Here is a 17,376-nt window from a genome sequence, read left to right on the forward strand (position 1 = left end):
AGCGCAGGTAACGCGCTGGGGGCGGCCAGCTAGGTAGGCGCGGCAAATGGTAATGCTCGGAGGAGCTACCGGCACGCCACCCAGCAAACCTAAACGGTTGCTAGTGCGTATTGTGCTGATTATCTATTACCCCTCGATGAAGCATATTCTGTACATAAGCCGGGCTGTGCGCCCACTGACCGACGAAGACCTGCAGCAGCTGCTAGACCAGAGCCGCCGCGATAATGCGCGGCACGGCATTACAGGTATCCTTTTTTATAGTCACGGTAATATTGCGCAGCTATTTGAAGGAGAAGACGGTATAGCTGATAATCTGTTTAAGCGTATTTCTGTAGACGGGCGGCATACGCATGTCATCAAGCATATCGATAAGCCGATTACAGCGCGCAGTTTCAACGAGTGGTCGATGGCATTCCACCCGCTCGAGCCCAGTGGCTTTACGGCCCTGCAGGGATTTGTGCTGCCCCACCATATGCCGCCCACCCCCACCTCGCTAGCCATTGCCGATGCTCTGCTTGTCGAGCTTGTGCGCCTGGCCGTGTTTGGCCCCGACCCTTCCACGCCTTATCAACAGGCATTTCCGACGCTGCCCCGCTCCTAGGCGGCGTAGTATTTTCAGAGACTTGCGCGCTTAGTGCCTGGGTTTCACCAGCTTTTCCGTGTCGCATCCTCCCTTTGCTCAGCTTTTGCGTCAACTTTCGGCAGGTGTAGCCACGCTGGAGGGTGCCGAGTTGCGTTATGGGTTTGTCAATACGCAGCTGCGCGCGCTGGTGGGGGAGCAGGCTGAGGGCCAGCGAGTAATCGACCAGCCGGGGCGCTTGCCTGCCTCGCTGCTGGCTATCTTGCCCCAGGTGTATGCTAATGGCGTGCCCTACGTGGCCAAAGCGTGCGTGTGCACGCCGCAGCTTGGCGAGCAGGCCGCGCAATGCTTCGATTTTGCGCTCGACCCCTACCACGACGAGCAAGGCAACCTAAGCGGGCTGCTGCTGCTGGCCGTAGATGTGAGCGAGCAGGAGCATGCCCGCCAGCAATCTCATGAGCTAGTCACCAAAACCCGGCAGCTAGACGCCCGCCTGCGCGTGCTCACCGAAACCGCCCCGCTCATTACCTATACCATGGATGCGCAGGGGCACTACACGTACGCTAGCCCGCAATGGTACCGCTTTACGGGGCAAAACCCGGTGGCAGACCTGGCGGCCGCATGGCCCCTGCTCATTCACCCCGACGACCGGCTACGCGTGCTCTATGAGGCCGAAACGGCCCGCCGCCAGGGCACCGGCTGGAACTACGAGTACCGACTGCGCCGCTTCGACGGGGAGTACCGCTGGATGCTGAGCCGGTCCTTGCCCGAAGTGCACCTGCCCGATGCGCCCGCCTACTGGCACGGAGCCCTGACCGAGATTCACTTGCAGCGCGAGCTCTCCGAGGCCCGGCGCCGGGGCGAGGCCGAGGTGCGGTTTCTGGCCGACAGCATTCCGGAGCTTATCTGGACGGCCACGGCCGAAGGGCTCATTGATTATTACAACCAATACACCACCGAATACTCGGGCCTGACCAAAGACGAGCTTGGGCCCACGGGCTGGGTCGGGCTGCTTTACCCCGAGGAGCAGGCCGAGGCGGCGCGCGGCTGGGTGCGCAGCATTGCCAGCGGCGCGCCCTTCGAGGGCGAGTACCACCTGCGCCGCCACGATGGCACCTACCGCTGGCACGTTATTCGAGCCCAGCGCCTGGCCGATGGCAGCGGGCTGCGCTGGTTTGGCACGTGCACCGATGTCGAAAACCAGTATCGGCTGCGCCAGGTGCTGCAAACCCAGTACGACGAGCTGGCCCGCGCCCACCACGACCTCGATACGTTTGTGTATGCCGCCTCGCACGACTTGCGTCAGCCCTCGCTTAACCTGCGCGGCCTCTTCGAGGAGCTGCGCCGCACGGCCACCTTCACCGACCCCGAGCAGGGGCTCTTGCTGAGCATGTTTGACCAGGCCCTCGGGCAGCTCGACACGACGCTGCTAGATTTGGCCACCACCGTGCGCACCCAGCGCCAGCAGCAGGAGCCCACCGAGTCCATTGATGTGGAGCTGCTCGTGGAGGAAGTGCTGCTGGGTCTGCACGCCAAGATTGTGCAGAGCCAGGCCCGGGTTGAACTGCAGCTATGCCCGGTCCCGGTGCTAGTCTACAGCCGGGCCAACCTGCGCTCGGTACTCCACAACCTGCTCAGTAATGCTCTCAAGTTTGCGCACCCCGAGCGGCCCCCGCACGTGGTGGTGCACAGCTACCTAACCCCCGACGGGCAACCCGTGCTGCAGGTGCAGGACAACGGCCTGGGCATGGCGCTCGACAACCCCGGGAGCCCGCAGTTCCGGCTCTTTGCCCGCCAGCACGCCCACATCGACGGCACGGGCGTGGGGCTCTACTTGGTGCAGCGCATTGTTAGCAGCCAGGGCGGCCGCATAGAAGTGGCCAGCACTGTAGGCCAGGGTACTACCTTCACTATCTACTGGACCCAGGCTTCACCTAGCGCCTGAGTTTTCACTTTCGCCGCCTGCGCGGGCCTCATGCACCACATCATCTACTTGAGCCGGGCCTCAGCACCCCTCTCCGACGACCAGCTGCACGACCTGCTGCTGCAGGCCCGCACCCGCAACGCTGCCCTTGAGGTAACGGGCTTACTGCTCTACGGCAACCAGCAGTTTATGCAGGTGCTGGAAGGAGAAGAAGAAGCCGTGCGCACCATCTACGAGTCTATCAAGGGCGACCCGCGCCACCAGAACGTAACGGCTTATGCCGACAAGGCTATTGAGCAGCGCGCGTTTGAGGGGTGGGCTATGGCATTCGAAGCAACCTCGGCCGCACGCTTCGACGAGCTCACGGGCTACCTAGTGCCTGCGGGCCTTACCGTCGATGCAACGCGCCTGCGGCAAACTGACACGGCATTGCTAGTGCTGCTGCGCTCGTTCGTAATGCTTTAAGGTACCAGGGTTGCCATGCGGCAAAGAAGCTGAGCCTGACAAAGGACCGTGCTGGGGTCACTTACTGAATAGGGTTACGGCCCGACCAGTATCGGTGCGCACTACTTGTCGGGAAAGCACCTAGGCGCAGCCAGCTGTAACAAGCGCACTCCTGGTGAAGAAAGCCCGGTAATAGTTAGCCAGTACTAGGATGGTATACGCTGTAAATGACTGTAAGCAAATTCATTATGCGCTATATACGCCAACTGTCAATCAGCCTAAGAATAGCGGGCTCACTGAACTAGCCGAGGCAAGCACCACTGCTGCGCAACTTTCTAAATAATGGGCCATTGGAGGATTGTGCACAGAAAATGCGGCTGCCTGAATAATCAGAGTTAGCTAACTGCCTACTCATAAAAAAACTCATCCGAACCAGATGAGTCTTTCTGAACTATGAAAACAAACTTAGCCCAAAGGCTATCGCAATATTAAATATATATTTTGTTGAGAATCTGTTGTAAATAAACTTCATAAGGCGACACGATTGGCCTATCGGAAGCAGAGTTAAGATGGGGTAGAGGAGACCTTGTTTAACTCAGTAAATAAAAAAACGCCCTCAGCGCAGTGCTGAGGGCGTTTTCAGTGGTCGCATAGGGAGTCGAACCCCAAACCTTCTGATTCGTAGTCAGATGCTCTATCCAATTGAGCTATGCAACCGTTTCCCCGTGTTGGGAGTGCAAAGGTAGGACGAAAAATTTGGGCTGCACAAGCCTGCTTCAAACTTTTCTGCTAAAAAAGGCTGTTTCGCAAAGCAAAGCAGTCATTGTCAGACACTAATTTTTAGGGCCGGTTGTGCCGCGGCGTAGCACGCGCTGCAAAGCGCGATTGAAAACCACGTAGAGCCCCAGTAGCGACGCAGCCACCAGGAGCAGCAAAACCAGCTTGCTGAGAGTGCCTTCGTCGGGGTCGCGCAGCAGGGCCAGCACATCCGAGGCTTTGGTGCCAAGCCAATAGAAGAACAAGCTGCGTGGCAGCATGCCAAGCACCGAGGCAGCCAGGAAGCGCTTGCGCGGCACGCCTACGATGGCCAGCACGAAGGTCATGAGCGCAAACGGCAGCACGGGCGAGAGGCGCGTGAGCAGGATAAGCTGCCAGCTTTGGTCCTGCAGCTCGCTCAGCACCGCATCGGCCTTAGGAAAGTGGTGCAAGAAGCCACGCAGCTTGCCCTGGTCGAGGCGGCGGGCCAGCTCGTAGCCTAGGGCCGCGGCCAGAGCGTAGGAGGCAATCATGCCCGGGAGCCCCGCCCAGCCCAAAAAATACCCGGTGATGATGACAACAAACGTGCTGTTGGTCAGAGCCAGAGCCATAGTTAGCCCCATCAGCGCGAAGTAGGCCAGCATCTGCCAAGGCGTAAGCTGGTGCAGTAGCTCTTGGTGCTGGGTCAGGAGGAGCACCAGCGAGCCGGAACCCAGCAGGGGCACAGCTACCAGCAGCGCCATCGTGAGCAGGGTAGAAAAATTCTTTTGAAAAAGCTCGCGCAGAAAGGTCATTGACACAAAGTAAAAGACAAAGCCCGCCTGGCCAGCGCCAGACGGGCCTACGCCGCCTAGGTACGGCCCCGAGCCGCATATGGCTGGCTATCCTTCTTTAGTACCGAAGCCGAAGAAGCGCTTGATGGCCGCCCAGGCGCCACCTAGGGCCAAGATGCCTAGCTTCCAGAACTTGAGAATGATGGCAAAAAAGCCCACTTTGGCCAGCACCTTGCCTGCTACCAGGCCGCCAATGGTGTAGGCGGCCACCTCGTCGATGCTCGCGTTGTAGTCGGTATACTGCTGGCCTTTAGCAAAGGACACGTTGGCCAGCAGGCCGGGAATGCTGGCCTTGATTTCAGCCAGCTGCTCGGGAGCAGCTACCGCATTCAGCACAAGCACGCCTTTGCGGCCCAGCAGGCGCACGTTGTAGTTGAGCGTGGAGTCGGGGCTGCTGCCGAAGCGCAGTAGCTTGGCCCAGTGCAGGGCATGCTGGCTTTTGTCGTATTAGGGGTTGGCGCCCCAGCCCATGAGGTGCACGGTCTCGAAGCCCGCTTTTTCACGCTCGGGGTTTTCTTCCTCTAGGTCCTTCTGCATATCGGCCAGTAGGTCGGCATAGTCGATGTCGTCGGCATCGTCATCCTTCACGTAGCCCATGTCATCGTACTGAATGACGTAGGCCCAGCTGTTGTCATCAAGCGGACCCTTGTCTTTCGGGAAAAGCATCCCTAGACTGTTGCCGCGCGGGTTGTGCCAGAAGGTAGTGAGCACGCGCCGGCTCTGGGCCGAGTCGAGGTAGCGGTAGCCGGCGGGTACCGTAAGCTCGCCAATGCCGCCGGGCAGCGTGAGGTGGCCCGTTTGGTAGTGCAGCGTGCCTTGGATAGAATCGACCGTGGCCCGGTACCGCGCCACCGAATCAGGCACGGCAGGCGTAGAGGCGGGCTTAGCTACAGCGCTAGCTGCTGCAAGTAATAAGAAAAACAAATTGAATAAAGCTTTTTTCATAAAATGAAGAGAAAGTGAATGATGGCCTTGCGAATATAGGACTACGCCCTAGGTATGTCTTGCCAGCGAGCGCCGCGCCGGCCTGCCCGCCGGGCGGTACCTTTGCAGTCCTATGAAATTCGCCACCAAAGCCATCCACGCCGGCGTGCACCCCGACCCCACCACCGGGGCCATCATGACGCCCATCTACCAGACCTCGACCTACGCCCAGCGGTCGCCGGGCGACAACAAAGGCTATGAGTACTCACGCACCCACAACCCCACCCGCACGCAGCTACAGGATGCCCTGGCCGCCCTCGACAATGGCCGCCACGGCCTGGCTTTTGCTTCGGGTATGGCGGCCATCGACTGCGTGCTGCGCTTGCTGAAGCCCGGCGACGAAGTCATTTCCACCGATGACCTCTACGGCGGCAGCTACCGCATCATGACCAAGGTGTATGCGCCCCTAGGTATCAAGTTTCACTTTGTGCCAATGGGTAACATGGACGCCGTGCGCGCCAAGGTGTCAGCTAATACCAAGCTTATCTGGGTTGAGACGCCGACCAACCCGCTGCTGAACGTGATTGATATTGCGGCCGCGGCAGCCGTGGCCAAGGAGGCCGGTGCTCTGCTGGCCGTCGATAATACCTTTTCGACGCCCTACCTGCAGACGCCGCTGGCGCTGGGCGCCGACATCGTGGTGTACTCACTTACCAAGTATATGGGCGGCCACTCTGATGTGGTGATGGGCGCGCTGGTATTCAACGACGACCAGCTGCTGAAGGACCTGAGCTTCTACCAGAACTCGTGCGGCGGCACGCCCGGACCCCAAGACTGCTTCTTGGTGCTGCGCGGCCTCAAAACTCTGCACCTGCGCATGCAGCGCCACTGCGAAAACGGCCGCGCCGTGGCCGAATACCTGCGCCAGCACCCTAGGGTAGCAAAAGTGTACTGGCCGGGCTTCGAGAACCACCCCAACCACGCGGTGGCTGCCCGCCAAATGAATGACTTTGGGGGCATGATTTCCTTCGTGCTAAAGGGCGACAAGCAGGAGGATGCCATCGCGGTGCTCGAAAAGTTTAAGCTCTTCACCCTAGCCGAAAGCCTAGGTGGCGTGGAGAGCCTCAGTGGTCACCCCGCCACCATGACGCACGCCAGCATTCCGGCCGAGCAGCGCCGCGCCTCGGGCCTCAGCGACTCGCTCATTCGTCTAAGCGTGGGTATCGAAGATGCGGAAGACCTGATTGAGGATTTGGCCCAGGCAATAGGGTAGGGTACTAAAGACAACCTGCGTTTAGTAAATAGCACGAAGGCCGGAGCCTCGCAGCAAAGCGGGTGCTCCGGCCTTCGTGCTACCCAATGGTTGCCGCCGGCATGGCCAGCGCCCACTGAATGCAGCGTTATTTTGCTGGCCCATATTAAGATTGAATGCCACCTTTTTATCCGGCGCGGCTGCATTGGCTGCTTTACACCCTGCTCTTTGGCCTGCTGCTACTGCTCACGCCGGCTGCCAGCTATCAAGTTGATGTACAGTATTGGGTAGACTGGGCCACGTATATGCACGCCCACGGATTGGGTAATGCCTATCGACTAGCGCAAAATAATTACAACCCGCTGTACCAGTATGTGTTGTTCGGCTACGCCGAGCTGGCGGGTAGTTCGAAGGCTATTACGACCTATATCCACTGCCTCAAAGCATTCACGCTGCTCTTTGATTTTGGCGGCGCCATCTTGGTAGTGCGCTATTTTGGATGGGGCGACGGCAACCAGCGGTTTATCTTGTCGCTGCTATTTTTGCTCAATGTAGGTTACCTCTACAATACGGTGGCATGGGAGCAGGTCGATGCTATTGTGAGCACGCTGGCCTTTGTGGCAGTGGTACAAGCTTTACGCCAGCGGCCGGTGGGTAGCTTTAGTTGGTTTGTGCTGGCTCTTAATATGAAAACTCAGGCCATCATACTGTTGCCGCCGCTGCTGCTGCTGTGGGTGCCCCAGTGGTGGCTGGCCCCGCGGCGGCTGGTGCAGGCGGTGGGGCTAGGAGCAGCAGTGCAGGTTCTGTTGCTGTTGCCATTTATCCTCAGCGGTACGCTGCCCTTGCTCAGCTTAGTGGTACGCGATGCCGTAGACCACTATCCGAATGTTAGCTTGAATTGCTACAACCTATGGGTATTTATATTCGATGACTTCGTGGCGCTGGATTCTCAACTGTATGCGGGACTCCCTTATAAAAGCTGGGGTCTGCTGAACTTCTGCCTTGCCTCGGCCTTCATCTTGCTGCCCCTAGGGCTGGCTACGCTGCACAAGCTGCGCACACGCACTACGTTTGGGCCGGCCGACTATGCCTGGGTGCTGCTTAGCCTAGGGCTGATTCCTTTGGCCTTCTGCTTCTTCAATACCCAAATGCACGAGCGCTATTGGCACCCGGCACTGCTACTACTCGGTGCGTATGCAATCCTGACGCGGCGGTACGCGTTGTTTGGTATTTTTTCGCTAGCCTACTACCTCAACATGGAGGCTGTGCTGCACTACCTAGGTAGTTTCAGCCATTACCCCACGCTGCTTTTCCGGCCTAAATTGGTGGCCACGTTATTCGCCGCTGTGCTGCTGGGAGGTACCTGGCAGCTCTACCGGGTGGCTAGCCCGTGGGCTGCCTGGCGGCAACTGCGCCAGCCGCGGCGCCCAGCTACGGCCGTACCAGCCTAATCCAACCGCGCCTAGGTGGCGTAGGTAGGCCGCTCGCCCCTAGGGCTCCTAGGTCTGTTTTTATGCGTTTTATTTTGCTTTTGCTGGCCCTGTGCTCTTGTGCCGGCCCTTCTCGTATGCTTACTTCTTCGGCTACTGCTACTTCGCAACCCGCTGGCCCAGCGGTTTCTTTTCTAGCGCTCGGCGACTCCTATACCATTGGCGAGGGCGAAACGGCAGCGCACCGCTGGCCGGTGCAGCTGGCAGCGCTGGCCCGCCAGCACGGCCTTAACCTGACCGAGCCCACTATTATTGCCCGCACGGGCTGGACGACGGCCGAGCTCCAAGAAGCTATTAAGGCGGCCAACAACCACCAGACTTACGGGTTGGTTTCACTGCTGATAGGGGTCAATAACCAGTATCGGGGCCAGTCGGTAGCGCTGTATCGCACCGAGTTTCGGGAGCTGCTAGCCACGGCCATTCGCTTTGCTGGGGGGCAGCCGCGGCACGTGCTGGTGCTCTCCATTCCCGATTGGGGGCAGACACCCTTCGCCCACGACCGCAATCGGGCCCAAATAGCCCAAGAAATCGACCAGTTTAATCTGGTAGCCCACGAGGAGTGCCAGCACGCCGACGTAGCCTTTCTGGACATTACGCCGCTCACGCGGGCCGCGGCGGGCGCCGAAAATCAGTTTACGGCTGATGGTCTGCACTATACGGGTGCGCAGATGCAGCAATGGGCCGCCCTGGCGCTACCGGTGGTGCAGCAGCAGGTGCCCTAGCGCTGGGCAAGCAAGTTGAAATTTGTGGCGCAGCCAAGCATCATGCAGTGCTCACCACCCCCAGCCTAGCTTGCTGGCGGTGGCGCACCGCAGGGGTGGGCTGCTACACATTTTCTGCTTGACTATGAAGTACCTATTACTGGCAGTGCCCGCCATGCTGCTGGCCACCCAGGCCTTTGGGCAACACATCGAATACTCGGCTCGCGCCAACGCCGGCTTTTCGGAGTTTAGGGGCGAACACACCACGGCTACCACGGCCATTTCTACCTCTGCTGCCAATGGCGTGGAGAGCAGCCGCGCCGTGAACCCCTACGGCCAGCACCTGGGCACGGGCGCGGGTATAAGCCTGCGGGCGCAGCGCGTGGGCAAAGCCGGCTTGCTGACGGCCTTCGACCTAGGCTTCGACTGGATGCAGGCCCGCGCCACGGTCAACACCATTTACTACAGCAACTCGTCGGCGAGCTACAGCCGCGCGGCCTCGGGCCGGGTTAGCCTCTACACGCCCAGCATCACGGCTTTTGCCGGTGCTGGCTGGCGCCTAGGTGGCCAAAAGCTGGCGCTGGATGCCCTGGTGGGCCCCGAGCTGGCGTATGTGCTGGATGCCCGCGAGAAAGGCAACGGTACTTCGGCGGTGAACGGCGGCTGGAGCACCGATGTGAGTCGCCCGCCTGCCAACCGCCTCGATTTTCGGCTGCGGGGCGACCTCACGGTGTGGCGCAATCGCGTGGGCCTGATGGGCAGCTTTTCGACCGGCTTTGCCAACTACCAGCCGGCTACTACCTCTATTGCCAACCCCGATGCCTCGGTGCGCCTGCTGCGCGTGGGCCTAGCCTACCGGCTGAAATAGGCGCGGGCCAAAGTATAGAGGCGCCTTCCGCGTTTAAGTAAAAGCCAGCTTAGTAGCGCTGGCTTTTGCTCATGCTCCTTCAGCCCCGCCACGACGGCCGTAAGTACTATAACGTATTGCCCACCAGCATCAGCCCACCATCGGGCTACGGGGCCATGCTGCGCCGCTACTTGTTTGAAAAAGCCGAGCGCGAGCCCCAGCAGCCCCTAGGTCCGTTTCGGGCCGATGCGGCGGCTCTAGGCATGTCGGTGCCTACCGATGCACTGCGCGCTACCTGGCTCGGCCACAGCACTACGGTGCTGGAGGTAGATGGCCGCCGCTTCCTGACCGACCCAGTATGGGCCGGGCGGGCTTCTCCCTCGCAGCTGGTGGGGCCCAAGCGGTTTTTTGCGCCTCCCCTGGCCCTGGCCGATGTGCCGCCGCTGGATGGCATAATCCTCTCGCACGACCACTACGACCACCTCGACCCGCTAGCTATTCGGGCGCTGGCCGGGCGCACGGCGCATTTTTACTGCCCGCTGGGGGTGGGCGCGCACCTGCGCCGTTGGGGCGTGCCTGCGGCCAAGATTACGGAGCTGACTTGGTGGGAGGAGGTAGCTGTGGCACCCGATTTTAAGCTGGTAGCTACCCCAGCCCGGCATTTTTCGGGGCGCGGTCTCCTCAACCGCGACAGCACCCTGTGGGCCTCGTGGGTGCTGCTGGGGCCGCAGCACCGCGTGTTTTTTGGCGGCGACTCGGGGCCGTTTGATGAGGCTTTTAAGCAGATAGGGGAGCGGTTTGGGCCTTTTGACTTGGTGATGCTCGAAATAGGGGCGGCCGATGCCGAATGGGCCGACATCCACCTGGGGCCCGACCAGGCGGCCGCGGCGCACCGCTTGCTGGGCGGCGGGCCGCTGCTGCCATTGCACTGGGGCACGTTCAATTTGGCGCTTCATGCGTGGCGCCAGCCTGTGCAGCACCTGCTAGAGCTGGTGGGGACGCCTGAGCTACTGTTGCCGGCCCCGGGGCAGCGCGTAGACGTAGCAGCCGGCCCAGTCAACTCGCATTGGTGGAAATAATTACCTAGGCTTGCGCATAAACCAGAAAACGTTGGTCATGCAGCGCGCAGCGAAGCAGCTCGCGTGCTGACGTCTGCAAGCGTCATTGATTACTGCGCCACGCGAGCTGCTTCGCTGCGCGCTGCATGACCAACGTTTTCTAAATTTCACTGATTAGAAGACGTATTTATTGCTTATTATCTTGCTGAATATTAGCATGCTAATGGCCGATAATTCGAGCAGTATGCAAAGTAGGCCCGAACAAAATTCTGGCAATGCAGTTTGAAGCGCCCTAGGCCTCAAGTGCCTTTGCTACTCATGCCCTTTCTCGCAGCCTGCTGTTTGTGTTGTTGTCGCCCGGCAGGCGAGGCGTGTTGTTGCGCGTAGTTACAGGCAATTCGTTGCGACGAGGCCAAGCCAAATCTCTCATCTTTTGCGGGTAGCGCCAAACGCCAGCTTACGGCGGTGGCCGGCACGTCAGCTTTTTGCAAAGCCATGACGTACAAGCAGCTATCCTTTATGATATAACCAGTCTCCCCACTCTTTATGAAAAAAAGCCTACTTACGCCCCTGCTGGTCGTTACGGCGCTGGCCGCCCACGCCCAGAAGATTACCGTGACCGGCCGCGTGCTCAGTGCCACTGGCGAGGCCCAGCCTGGCGCCACCGTGCTGGAGCGCGGCACCACCAACGGCACCGCTACCGGGGCCAATGGCGAGTACTCGCTCTCGGTATCGCCGCAGGCCACGCTTACAATCTCGGCTCTAGGTTTTGCCACGCAGCAGGTGTCCGTGCAAGGCCGCACCACCTTGGAAGTGCGCCTGGTGGCCTCAGCCACCGACTTAGGCGACGTGGTGGTAACGGGTTCGCGGGCAGCCATTGGACGCTCTAATGTGCTGACGGCCTCGCCGGTAGATGTCATTTCGGCCCGCGAAATAAAAGCCTTTGCCCAAACCGACGTGAGCCAGGTGCTGACCTACGTGGCCCCATCGTTTCAGTCGTCGCGCCAAACCATCTCGGATGGTACCGATGCCGCCGACCCCGCTACACTACGCGGCCTAGGTCCCGACCAAGTACTGGTGCTGGTGAATGGCAAGCGCCGCTACCAGCAGGCGCTGGTGAACATCAACGGTACGGTGGGCCGCGGCTCGGTGGGTACCGATCTCAACGTGATACCCACGGCCGCCATCAAGCGCATTGAGGTGCTGCGCGATGGCGCGGCCGCGCTCTACGGCTCCGATGCCATCGCGGGCGTTATCAACATTCAGCTCAAGGACGACACCACCGGCGTGCAGGCCACCGGCCTGTATGGCCAAACGGTGGAGAGCGACGGCAAAACCGAGCAGGCCGACATCAACATTGGCATTGGCCTGAACCACCGTGGCTTCCTCGACATCGGGGGGCAGCTGCTGAACCGTGGCTACACTAATCGGGCGTTCGCCGATACGGCACCGCTCATCTACTCGGGCGATGCCAGCGGCAACTACCCGGCCTCGGCCAATACCGAGCAAGCCCGCCGCGACCTGAAGGCTCAGGACGATGCCCTAGTGGCGCAGCGCGGCTACGACCGCAATAATATTCGGGTAGGCCAGTCGGCATTGCGTAATTTCTCGGGCTTTCTGAATGCGGGCTACCGCCTAGGTCGCGGCTATGAGGTATACCTGATGGGCAACGCCGCCTACCGTACCAGCCATGCCGCCGGCTTCAACCGCCTGCCTACGGCTCTCACCCAGATAGACCTTAACATCTATCCCAATGGCTATCTGCCATTCATCGATGTTACGCTCTACGACCAATCAGCCATCGTGGGCCTGCGCAAAACGGTTGGTGGCTTTGCGGCTGACCTAAGCAATACTTTCGGTCGCAACGAGATGGCTTACAACGTGTCGGGCTCCGTAAATGCCTCGCTGCCCCAAGGGCCAAACTTAGTGGGCGTGAACCCGACTAATTTCTATGCTGGGCGGCTAGCCTTTTTGCAGAATACCACTAACATAGGCTTCTCGCGGCGCTTCGAGCAAGTGGGGCCGCTAGCTACACTCAACGTGGCTTTTGGTGGCGAGTTTCGGGTTGATAATTTCTTGATTGGACGAGGGGAATATGCCTCGTATATCAACTTGCAGCGGCCAGTTGGGGCGGGCTTTGCTGCCGCTGGCTCGCAGGTATTTCCGGGCTATCAGCCCCAGGATGAAGTAAACAAATCGCGCACCAACCTAGCCGGCTACGTAGACCTAGAAAGTGACATCTCAGAGCGCCTGCTGGTGCATCTAGCTGGCCGCGCCGAGCGATACAGCGACTTTGGTGGCAACGTGAGTGGGCAGGCCAGCGCCCGCTTTAGCATTATCGAGGGGGTAGCGGTGCGCGGTACCATCGGCAATGGCTTTCGGGCGCCTTCGCTTCAGCAGCGCTATTTCACTAGCACAGCGACTCAGTTTGTGAGTGGCAACCCCCGCCAGGTGCTCACAGCCAACAATGACAGCCCCATCGTGCGCAATGATGTGACTAACAGCGTGCAGCCGGGCTTCGGAGTAGAAGCATTGAAGCAGGAAAAATCGACTAACTACAGCCTAGGATTGACGGCCCGCTTCCTACGCACTTTCACGTTTACGGCCGACTTGTATCAGATTGATATTCGTGACCGCATTGTGCTTTCGTCGCAATTCACGACCAGTAACCCTACGGTAGCTACCATTCTGCGTAACACGCAGGTAAGTTCTGTTCAATTCTTCGCCAATGCTGTGAACACGCGCACGCGGGGTATCGACGTGGTGCTGAGCGAGCGTCTGCGTCTGAACGAGCGCAGTAACCTAGGCTTCACAGCCGCCGCTAACTTCAACGAGACGGTGGTGCGTAGCTTCAACAGCTCGTCGAGTACCATCAACAACGACCAAACCGCTGGTACTGCTAACCTGCAAAACACACTCTTCAACCGCCAGCAGCGTACCCGCCTCGAAAACGGTAACCCGCGCAGCAAAATCCTACTCACGGCCAATTATAGCATCGGTAAGTTTGGGGTTGAAGCCCGTAGCGTGCGCTTTGGGGAAGTGCAAACGAAAGACCAAGACCCGGCCCGCTCGTACCTCGACCAAACCTACTCGGCTAAGTGGATTACGGACCTTACCGTGAGCTATCAGCTCATCAAGCAAGTGGGCCTGACGGTAGGTGTTAACAACCTGTTCAATGTATATCCCGACCGAGTTATCGTGGACCCGCGCAACGACCCCAACAATTTTGCGGTGGGGGCCAACAGCTACAGTTCTAGCATCGACAACTCAAATCGGGGCCGCTTCCTGTACAACGCCAATCAGTTCGGCTTTAACGGCGCCTATTACTTCACGCGCCTTGCCGTGACGCTATAAAGGGAAAACGCCCTAGGTTGGTACAAAATCGTCCTAGGCTAGTACAAAGCAAAAAGCCCGTTCCATTTATGTGGAACGGGCTTTTTGTTGCAAATCGGCCAGCAAGATACCTAGGGCTTGGTAGTTGTGCCGCTGCTATTGCTGTCCAGTATCTGAAATAGCTCGTCGAGCTTAGGTGTCAAAATAATCTCGGTGCGGCGGTTGAGGGCCTTATCCTGGGGTGTGCTATTGCTGGCTACGGGCACGTACTGCGAGCGGCCCGAGGCCGTGATGCGGCTGGGCTCGACGCCACTGTTGGTGAGCAGGCGGGCGATGTCGGTGGCGCGCAGGGCGCTTAGGTCCCAGTTGTCAGTAATGCCACCGGTGGGGCGCATGGGTACGTTATCGGTGTGGCCTTCTACCACCACGTTCACGTCTTTTTGCTCTTGCAGCACGGCCGCTAGTTTTTTAAGGGCTTCTTGGCCTTTGGGGTCTACCTTGGTCGAGCCCGACTTGAAGAGTAGCTGCTCGGAGAGCGATACATACACTTTGCCGTCCTTGAGCTTCACTTGCAGGTCCTTGGAATTGAAGCTGAGCAGGGCGTTGCTCACGCGAGCCTTCAAGTCATTTACGGCCTTATCCTTTTCGGCGAGCGCCTGGGTCAGTTCGGTTAGCTTGGCCTCGCGGGCGGCTAGGTCAGCCTTCGACTTACGCAGGCTCTGGTCGAGCGTGCCCAGCTCGGCCTCGCGGGTGGCGAGGTCCTTGGCCAATTTGCCATACTCATTGTTGCGGTCGGCAAGGGCGCGGTCGCTGTTCTTGAGCAGCTTATCGTAGCTCTCGGTGAGCTGGTTATAGAGCGTGCGGGTGCGGCGCAGGGAGTTACCGTTCTGGGTCGAGTCGGCGACCAGTCGCTTCTGGTCGGTGCGCAGCTCATTCAGCACGTCGTTAGTTTTTTGTAGGTCGGCCTTAAGCTGGCGCACCTGCTGCTCGGCGGCGAGGCGCGCCTCCTGCTCGTTGCGCTGGCGTGCCTGCAAGTCGTCGTAGCGCTTGGCCGTCACGCAGCTAGGCAGCGTAAGCGTGGTGGCAGCTAGTAGAGCCACGCCCAGTGGATACGCCCGGCGAACCGTAAATTTCGCAGAAAACATAAGTGGAAGAAAAATGAGTTTTGTCTGCCAAGTTACCGCAATTTCCGCTGCCGTACCTTTGCCCACCTTTCTGCCCTTGCGCAGCGTGCCCGGCCCTGTTTGCGCTGGGTATGCTGGCGGGCCGGGGGGTAGCTGCCCCTCCGTTTACCCACAGCCTGGCCTCGCTGCCAGTTAGTTTTACTGCTTCTACACGTACTCACCCGCATTTTTTAGTGGCTGGCTTCGGGCCGCTGCTACTAGCGTTCTCCCCATTATCTATGGCTTGGTTCAAGCGACAGGAAAAAGGTATTATTACCCCTACCGAGCAAAAGAAAGAGACCCCCGATGGCCTCTGGTATAAATGCCCTGAGTGTAAAACGGTGGTCACGATGGCCGAGCACCGGCGCCTCAACTACGTGTGTGGCAATTGTAGCCACCACGACCGCATCGATGCCGGCACGTATTTCGAGCTGCTTTTCGATGAGGGGCAGTACGAAGAGCTAGACGGCAACATGACCTCGGGCGACCCGCTGCATTTTGTTGATACCAAAGCGTATCCGCAGCGGGTGCAGTCTACCGAGAAAAACACCGGCCTTAAGGATGCCGTGCGCACGGCCCACGGCCAAAGCGCTGGCCAGCCGCTGGTTATTGCAGCCATGGACTTCCGCTTCATCGGCGGCTCGATGGGCTCGGTAGTGGGGGAGAAGATAGCCCGCGCCATCGACTACGCCCGCCAAAACCGGGTGCCCTTCCTGATGATTTCACGCTCGGGCGGCGCGCGCATGATGGAAGCCGGCTATTCGCTGATGCAAATGGCCAAAACTTCGGCCAAGCTGGCCCTGCTGGCCGAGGCCGGCATTCCCTACGTGAGCCTGCTCACCGACCCCACCACGGGCGGCGTTACGGCTTCCTTCGCCATGCTCGGCGACTTCAACATTGCGGAGCCCGGCGCCCTCATCGGCTTTGCCGGCCCGCGAGTTATCAAAGAAACCATTGGCAAAGACCTACCTAAGGGCTTCCAGAGCGCGGAGTTTGTGCTCGAGCACGGTTTCCTCGACTTCATCGTGGACCGCCGCGAGCTGAAGCAGCGCTTGGCCGACCTTCTAGGTATGGTAAAGAAGTAATCAGAAGAGTAAGTAAGGCGCTAAGGAAAAGCTTAATTTCAGCTTTTTGCCTTCCCTCACCGTTACCGGCCTGCCCGCTTTGGCACAGCCTTTGAAAAGCCTATCCCCAACAACCGGGGTGGGCTTTTTCGTATACTGCTCGGTTGTAAAGCCACAACTTTCTTTAACACCCGTCCCCATGACAACTCCTAAGACCTTCTTGGCCACGCTGATGGCCTTTGTAATGCTGCTTGGTTCGTGCGCTTCTTCGCGCCAGACTACCACCCAGCCCGACCTATCGAGCAACAACGGCACCGGGGCCCGCAAAACCGGTATGACTAAGGCCAATAAAGGTGGCCTCATCGGGGCCGGCGGCGGCGCGGTGCTGGGTGGCGTAGTAGGCGGCCTCCTGGGGGGCGGCCGGGGTACGGCGGCTGGCGCCATCCTGGGGGCTGCCGTAGGTGGCGGCACGGGCGCTATCATCGGTCGCCGCATGGACAAGCAGGCTGCTGAGCTGCAGCGCGACATGGCCAATGCCAAAGTAGAGCGCGTGGGCGAAGGCATCAAAATCACGTTCGACTCGGGCATCCTCTTCGACACAAACAGCAGCTCGCTGCGCCCGGCCTCGCAGGCTGACATCTCGAAGCTGGCCGCTACGCTCCAGAAATATGCCGACACCAACGTGCTGGTAGAAGGTCACACCGACAACACTGGTACCGATGCCATCAACCAACCCCTGAGCGAGCGCCGTGCCCAAGCCGTGGCCAACAGCCTGACGGCCCAGGAAGTAGCCAGCAGCCGCATTAGCACCAAGGGCCTCGGCTCGGCCGACCCCGTTGCTGACAACACCACCGCCGAAGGCCGCCAGGCTAACCGCCGTGTAGAGGTAGCTATCTACGCCAACGAGAAAATGAAGAAGGCCGCTGAGGCCGGCACGCTATAACAACGCAATCGGCTTGATAAGCTGAACTTTAAAAAGCCTGAGCCGGTAACGCTCAGGCTTTTTT

At 59.5% G+C, this 17,376-nt stretch carries 13 protein-coding genes, 1 tRNA gene and 1 pseudogene; 11 read left to right on the forward strand and 4 right to left on the reverse strand.

The annotated features are described in order from the left end of the window. Positions 1-136 precede the first annotated feature (136 nt). From JAO77_RS08715 to JAO77_RS08725, 3 genes are all read left to right on the forward strand, one after another. Complete coding sequence (locus tag JAO77_RS08715) at positions 137-601, forward strand: BLUF domain-containing protein (protein WP_198989943.1); 465 nt, start codon at positions 137-139, stop codon at positions 599-601. A gap of 85 nt (positions 602-686) precedes the next feature. Beyond that, positions 687-2,525, forward strand: a complete 1,839-nt coding sequence (locus tag JAO77_RS08720; protein ID WP_198989944.1) for a sensor histidine kinase — start codon at positions 687-689, stop codon at positions 2,523-2,525. Positions 2,526-2,555: 30 nt separating this feature from the next. Beyond that, on the forward strand, positions 2,556-2,969 hold the full coding sequence (locus JAO77_RS08725) for a BLUF domain-containing protein (protein WP_198989945.1): 414 nt from the start codon (positions 2,556-2,558) through the stop codon (positions 2,967-2,969). A 622-nt stretch (positions 2,970-3,591) separates the two neighbouring features. Here JAO77_RS08725 and JAO77_RS08730 read toward each other — a convergent pair. From JAO77_RS08730 to JAO77_RS24090, 3 genes and pseudogenes are all read right to left on the reverse strand, one after another. After that, positions 3,592-3,665 (reverse strand) — tRNA-Arg (locus JAO77_RS08730). Positions 3,666-3,781: 116 nt separating this feature from the next. Further along, complete coding sequence (locus JAO77_RS08735; protein WP_198989946.1) at positions 3,782-4,498, reverse strand: TVP38/TMEM64 family protein; 717 nt, start codon at positions 4,496-4,498, stop codon at positions 3,782-3,784. Between the two features lie 87 nt (positions 4,499-4,585). After that, positions 4,586-5,482, reverse strand: a pseudogene (locus JAO77_RS24090) (DUF2167 domain-containing protein). A 112-nt stretch (positions 5,483-5,594) separates the two neighbouring features. Here JAO77_RS24090 and JAO77_RS08750 point away from each other — a divergent pair. From JAO77_RS08750 to JAO77_RS08775, 6 genes are all read left to right on the forward strand, one after another. Continuing rightward, the gene (locus JAO77_RS08750) at positions 5,595-6,734 is read left to right on the forward strand and encodes a cystathionine gamma-synthase (protein WP_198989948.1); all 1,140 of its coding nucleotides are present in this window, start codon (positions 5,595-5,597) and stop codon (positions 6,732-6,734) included. Between the two features lie 155 nt (positions 6,735-6,889). After that, the gene (locus JAO77_RS08755; RefSeq protein ID WP_198989949.1) at positions 6,890-8,164 is read left to right on the forward strand and encodes a putative hexosyltransferase; all 1,275 of its coding nucleotides are present in this window, start codon (positions 6,890-6,892) and stop codon (positions 8,162-8,164) included. A 116-nt stretch (positions 8,165-8,280) separates the two neighbouring features. Continuing rightward, on the forward strand, positions 8,281-8,925 hold the full coding sequence (locus JAO77_RS08760; protein ID WP_235998320.1) for an SGNH/GDSL hydrolase family protein: 645 nt from the start codon (positions 8,281-8,283) through the stop codon (positions 8,923-8,925). Positions 8,926-9,049: 124 nt separating this feature from the next. Next, complete coding sequence (locus JAO77_RS08765) at positions 9,050-9,772, forward strand: hypothetical protein (RefSeq protein ID WP_198989951.1); 723 nt, start codon at positions 9,050-9,052, stop codon at positions 9,770-9,772. A gap of 71 nt (positions 9,773-9,843) precedes the next feature. Continuing rightward, complete coding sequence (locus JAO77_RS08770; protein WP_198989952.1) at positions 9,844-10,830, forward strand: MBL fold metallo-hydrolase; 987 nt, start codon at positions 9,844-9,846, stop codon at positions 10,828-10,830. A gap of 525 nt (positions 10,831-11,355) precedes the next feature. Beyond that, positions 11,356-14,163, forward strand: coding sequence for a TonB-dependent receptor (locus JAO77_RS08775; protein ID WP_198989953.1), 2,808 nt, complete (start codon positions 11,356-11,358; stop codon positions 14,161-14,163). Positions 14,164-14,273: 110 nt separating this feature from the next. On the opposite strand, the gene JAO77_RS08780 is transcribed toward JAO77_RS08775, so the two are convergent. Beyond that, positions 14,274-15,287, reverse strand: a complete 1,014-nt coding sequence (locus tag JAO77_RS08780) for an OmpA family protein (protein WP_198989954.1) — start codon at positions 15,285-15,287, stop codon at positions 14,274-14,276. 257 nt (positions 15,288-15,544) lie between these two features. Between JAO77_RS08780 and accD the strand changes: the two genes are divergently transcribed. Then, positions 15,545-16,390 (forward strand): acetyl-CoA carboxylase, carboxyltransferase subunit beta, encoded by an 846-nt coding sequence (gene accD / locus JAO77_RS08785; protein ID WP_198989955.1) that lies wholly within the window; start codon positions 15,545-15,547, stop codon positions 16,388-16,390. A 223-nt stretch (positions 16,391-16,613) separates the two neighbouring features. After that, complete coding sequence (locus JAO77_RS08790; protein ID WP_198990382.1) at positions 16,614-17,312, forward strand: YiaD family glycine zipper/OmpA-like lipoprotein; 699 nt, start codon at positions 16,614-16,616, stop codon at positions 17,310-17,312. Positions 17,313-17,376 lie beyond the last annotated feature (64 nt).

Origin of the sequence: Hymenobacter sp. BT559 (genome assembly GCF_016427535.1) — a bacterium.
In the GTDB taxonomy this organism is placed as follows: domain Bacteria; phylum Bacteroidota; class Bacteroidia; order Cytophagales; family Hymenobacteraceae; genus Hymenobacter.

Bases quoted from the DNA above. Each gene is read 5' to 3' on its own strand.
- JAO77_RS08715 (WP_198989943.1), top strand. From the start codon at position 137: ATGAAGCATATTCTGTACATAAGCCGGGCTGTGCGCCCACTGACCGAC.
- JAO77_RS08725 (WP_198989945.1), top strand. From the start codon at position 2,556: ATGCACCACATCATCTACTTGAGCCGGGCCTCAGCACCCCTCTCCGAC.
- JAO77_RS08735 (WP_198989946.1), bottom strand. From the start codon at position 4,498: ATGACCTTTCTGCGCGAGCTTTTTCAAAAGAATTTTTCTACCCTGCTC.
- JAO77_RS08750 (WP_198989948.1), top strand. From the start codon at position 5,595: ATGAAATTCGCCACCAAAGCCATCCACGCCGGCGTGCACCCCGACCCC.
- JAO77_RS08755 (WP_198989949.1), top strand. From the start codon at position 6,890: ATGCCACCTTTTTATCCGGCGCGGCTGCATTGGCTGCTTTACACCCTG.
- JAO77_RS08760 (WP_235998320.1), top strand. From the start codon at position 8,281: ATGCTTACTTCTTCGGCTACTGCTACTTCGCAACCCGCTGGCCCAGCG.
- JAO77_RS08765 (WP_198989951.1), top strand. From the start codon at position 9,050: ATGAAGTACCTATTACTGGCAGTGCCCGCCATGCTGCTGGCCACCCAG.
- JAO77_RS08770 (WP_198989952.1), top strand. From the start codon at position 9,844: ATGCTCCTTCAGCCCCGCCACGACGGCCGTAAGTACTATAACGTATTG.
- JAO77_RS08775 (WP_198989953.1), top strand. From the start codon at position 11,356: ATGAAAAAAAGCCTACTTACGCCCCTGCTGGTCGTTACGGCGCTGGCC.
- JAO77_RS08780 (WP_198989954.1), bottom strand. From the start codon at position 15,287: ATGTTTTCTGCGAAATTTACGGTTCGCCGGGCGTATCCACTGGGCGTG.
- accD (WP_198989955.1), top strand. From the start codon at position 15,545: ATGGCTTGGTTCAAGCGACAGGAAAAAGGTATTATTACCCCTACCGAG.
- JAO77_RS08790 (WP_198990382.1), top strand. From the start codon at position 16,614: ATGCTGCTTGGTTCGTGCGCTTCTTCGCGCCAGACTACCACCCAGCCC.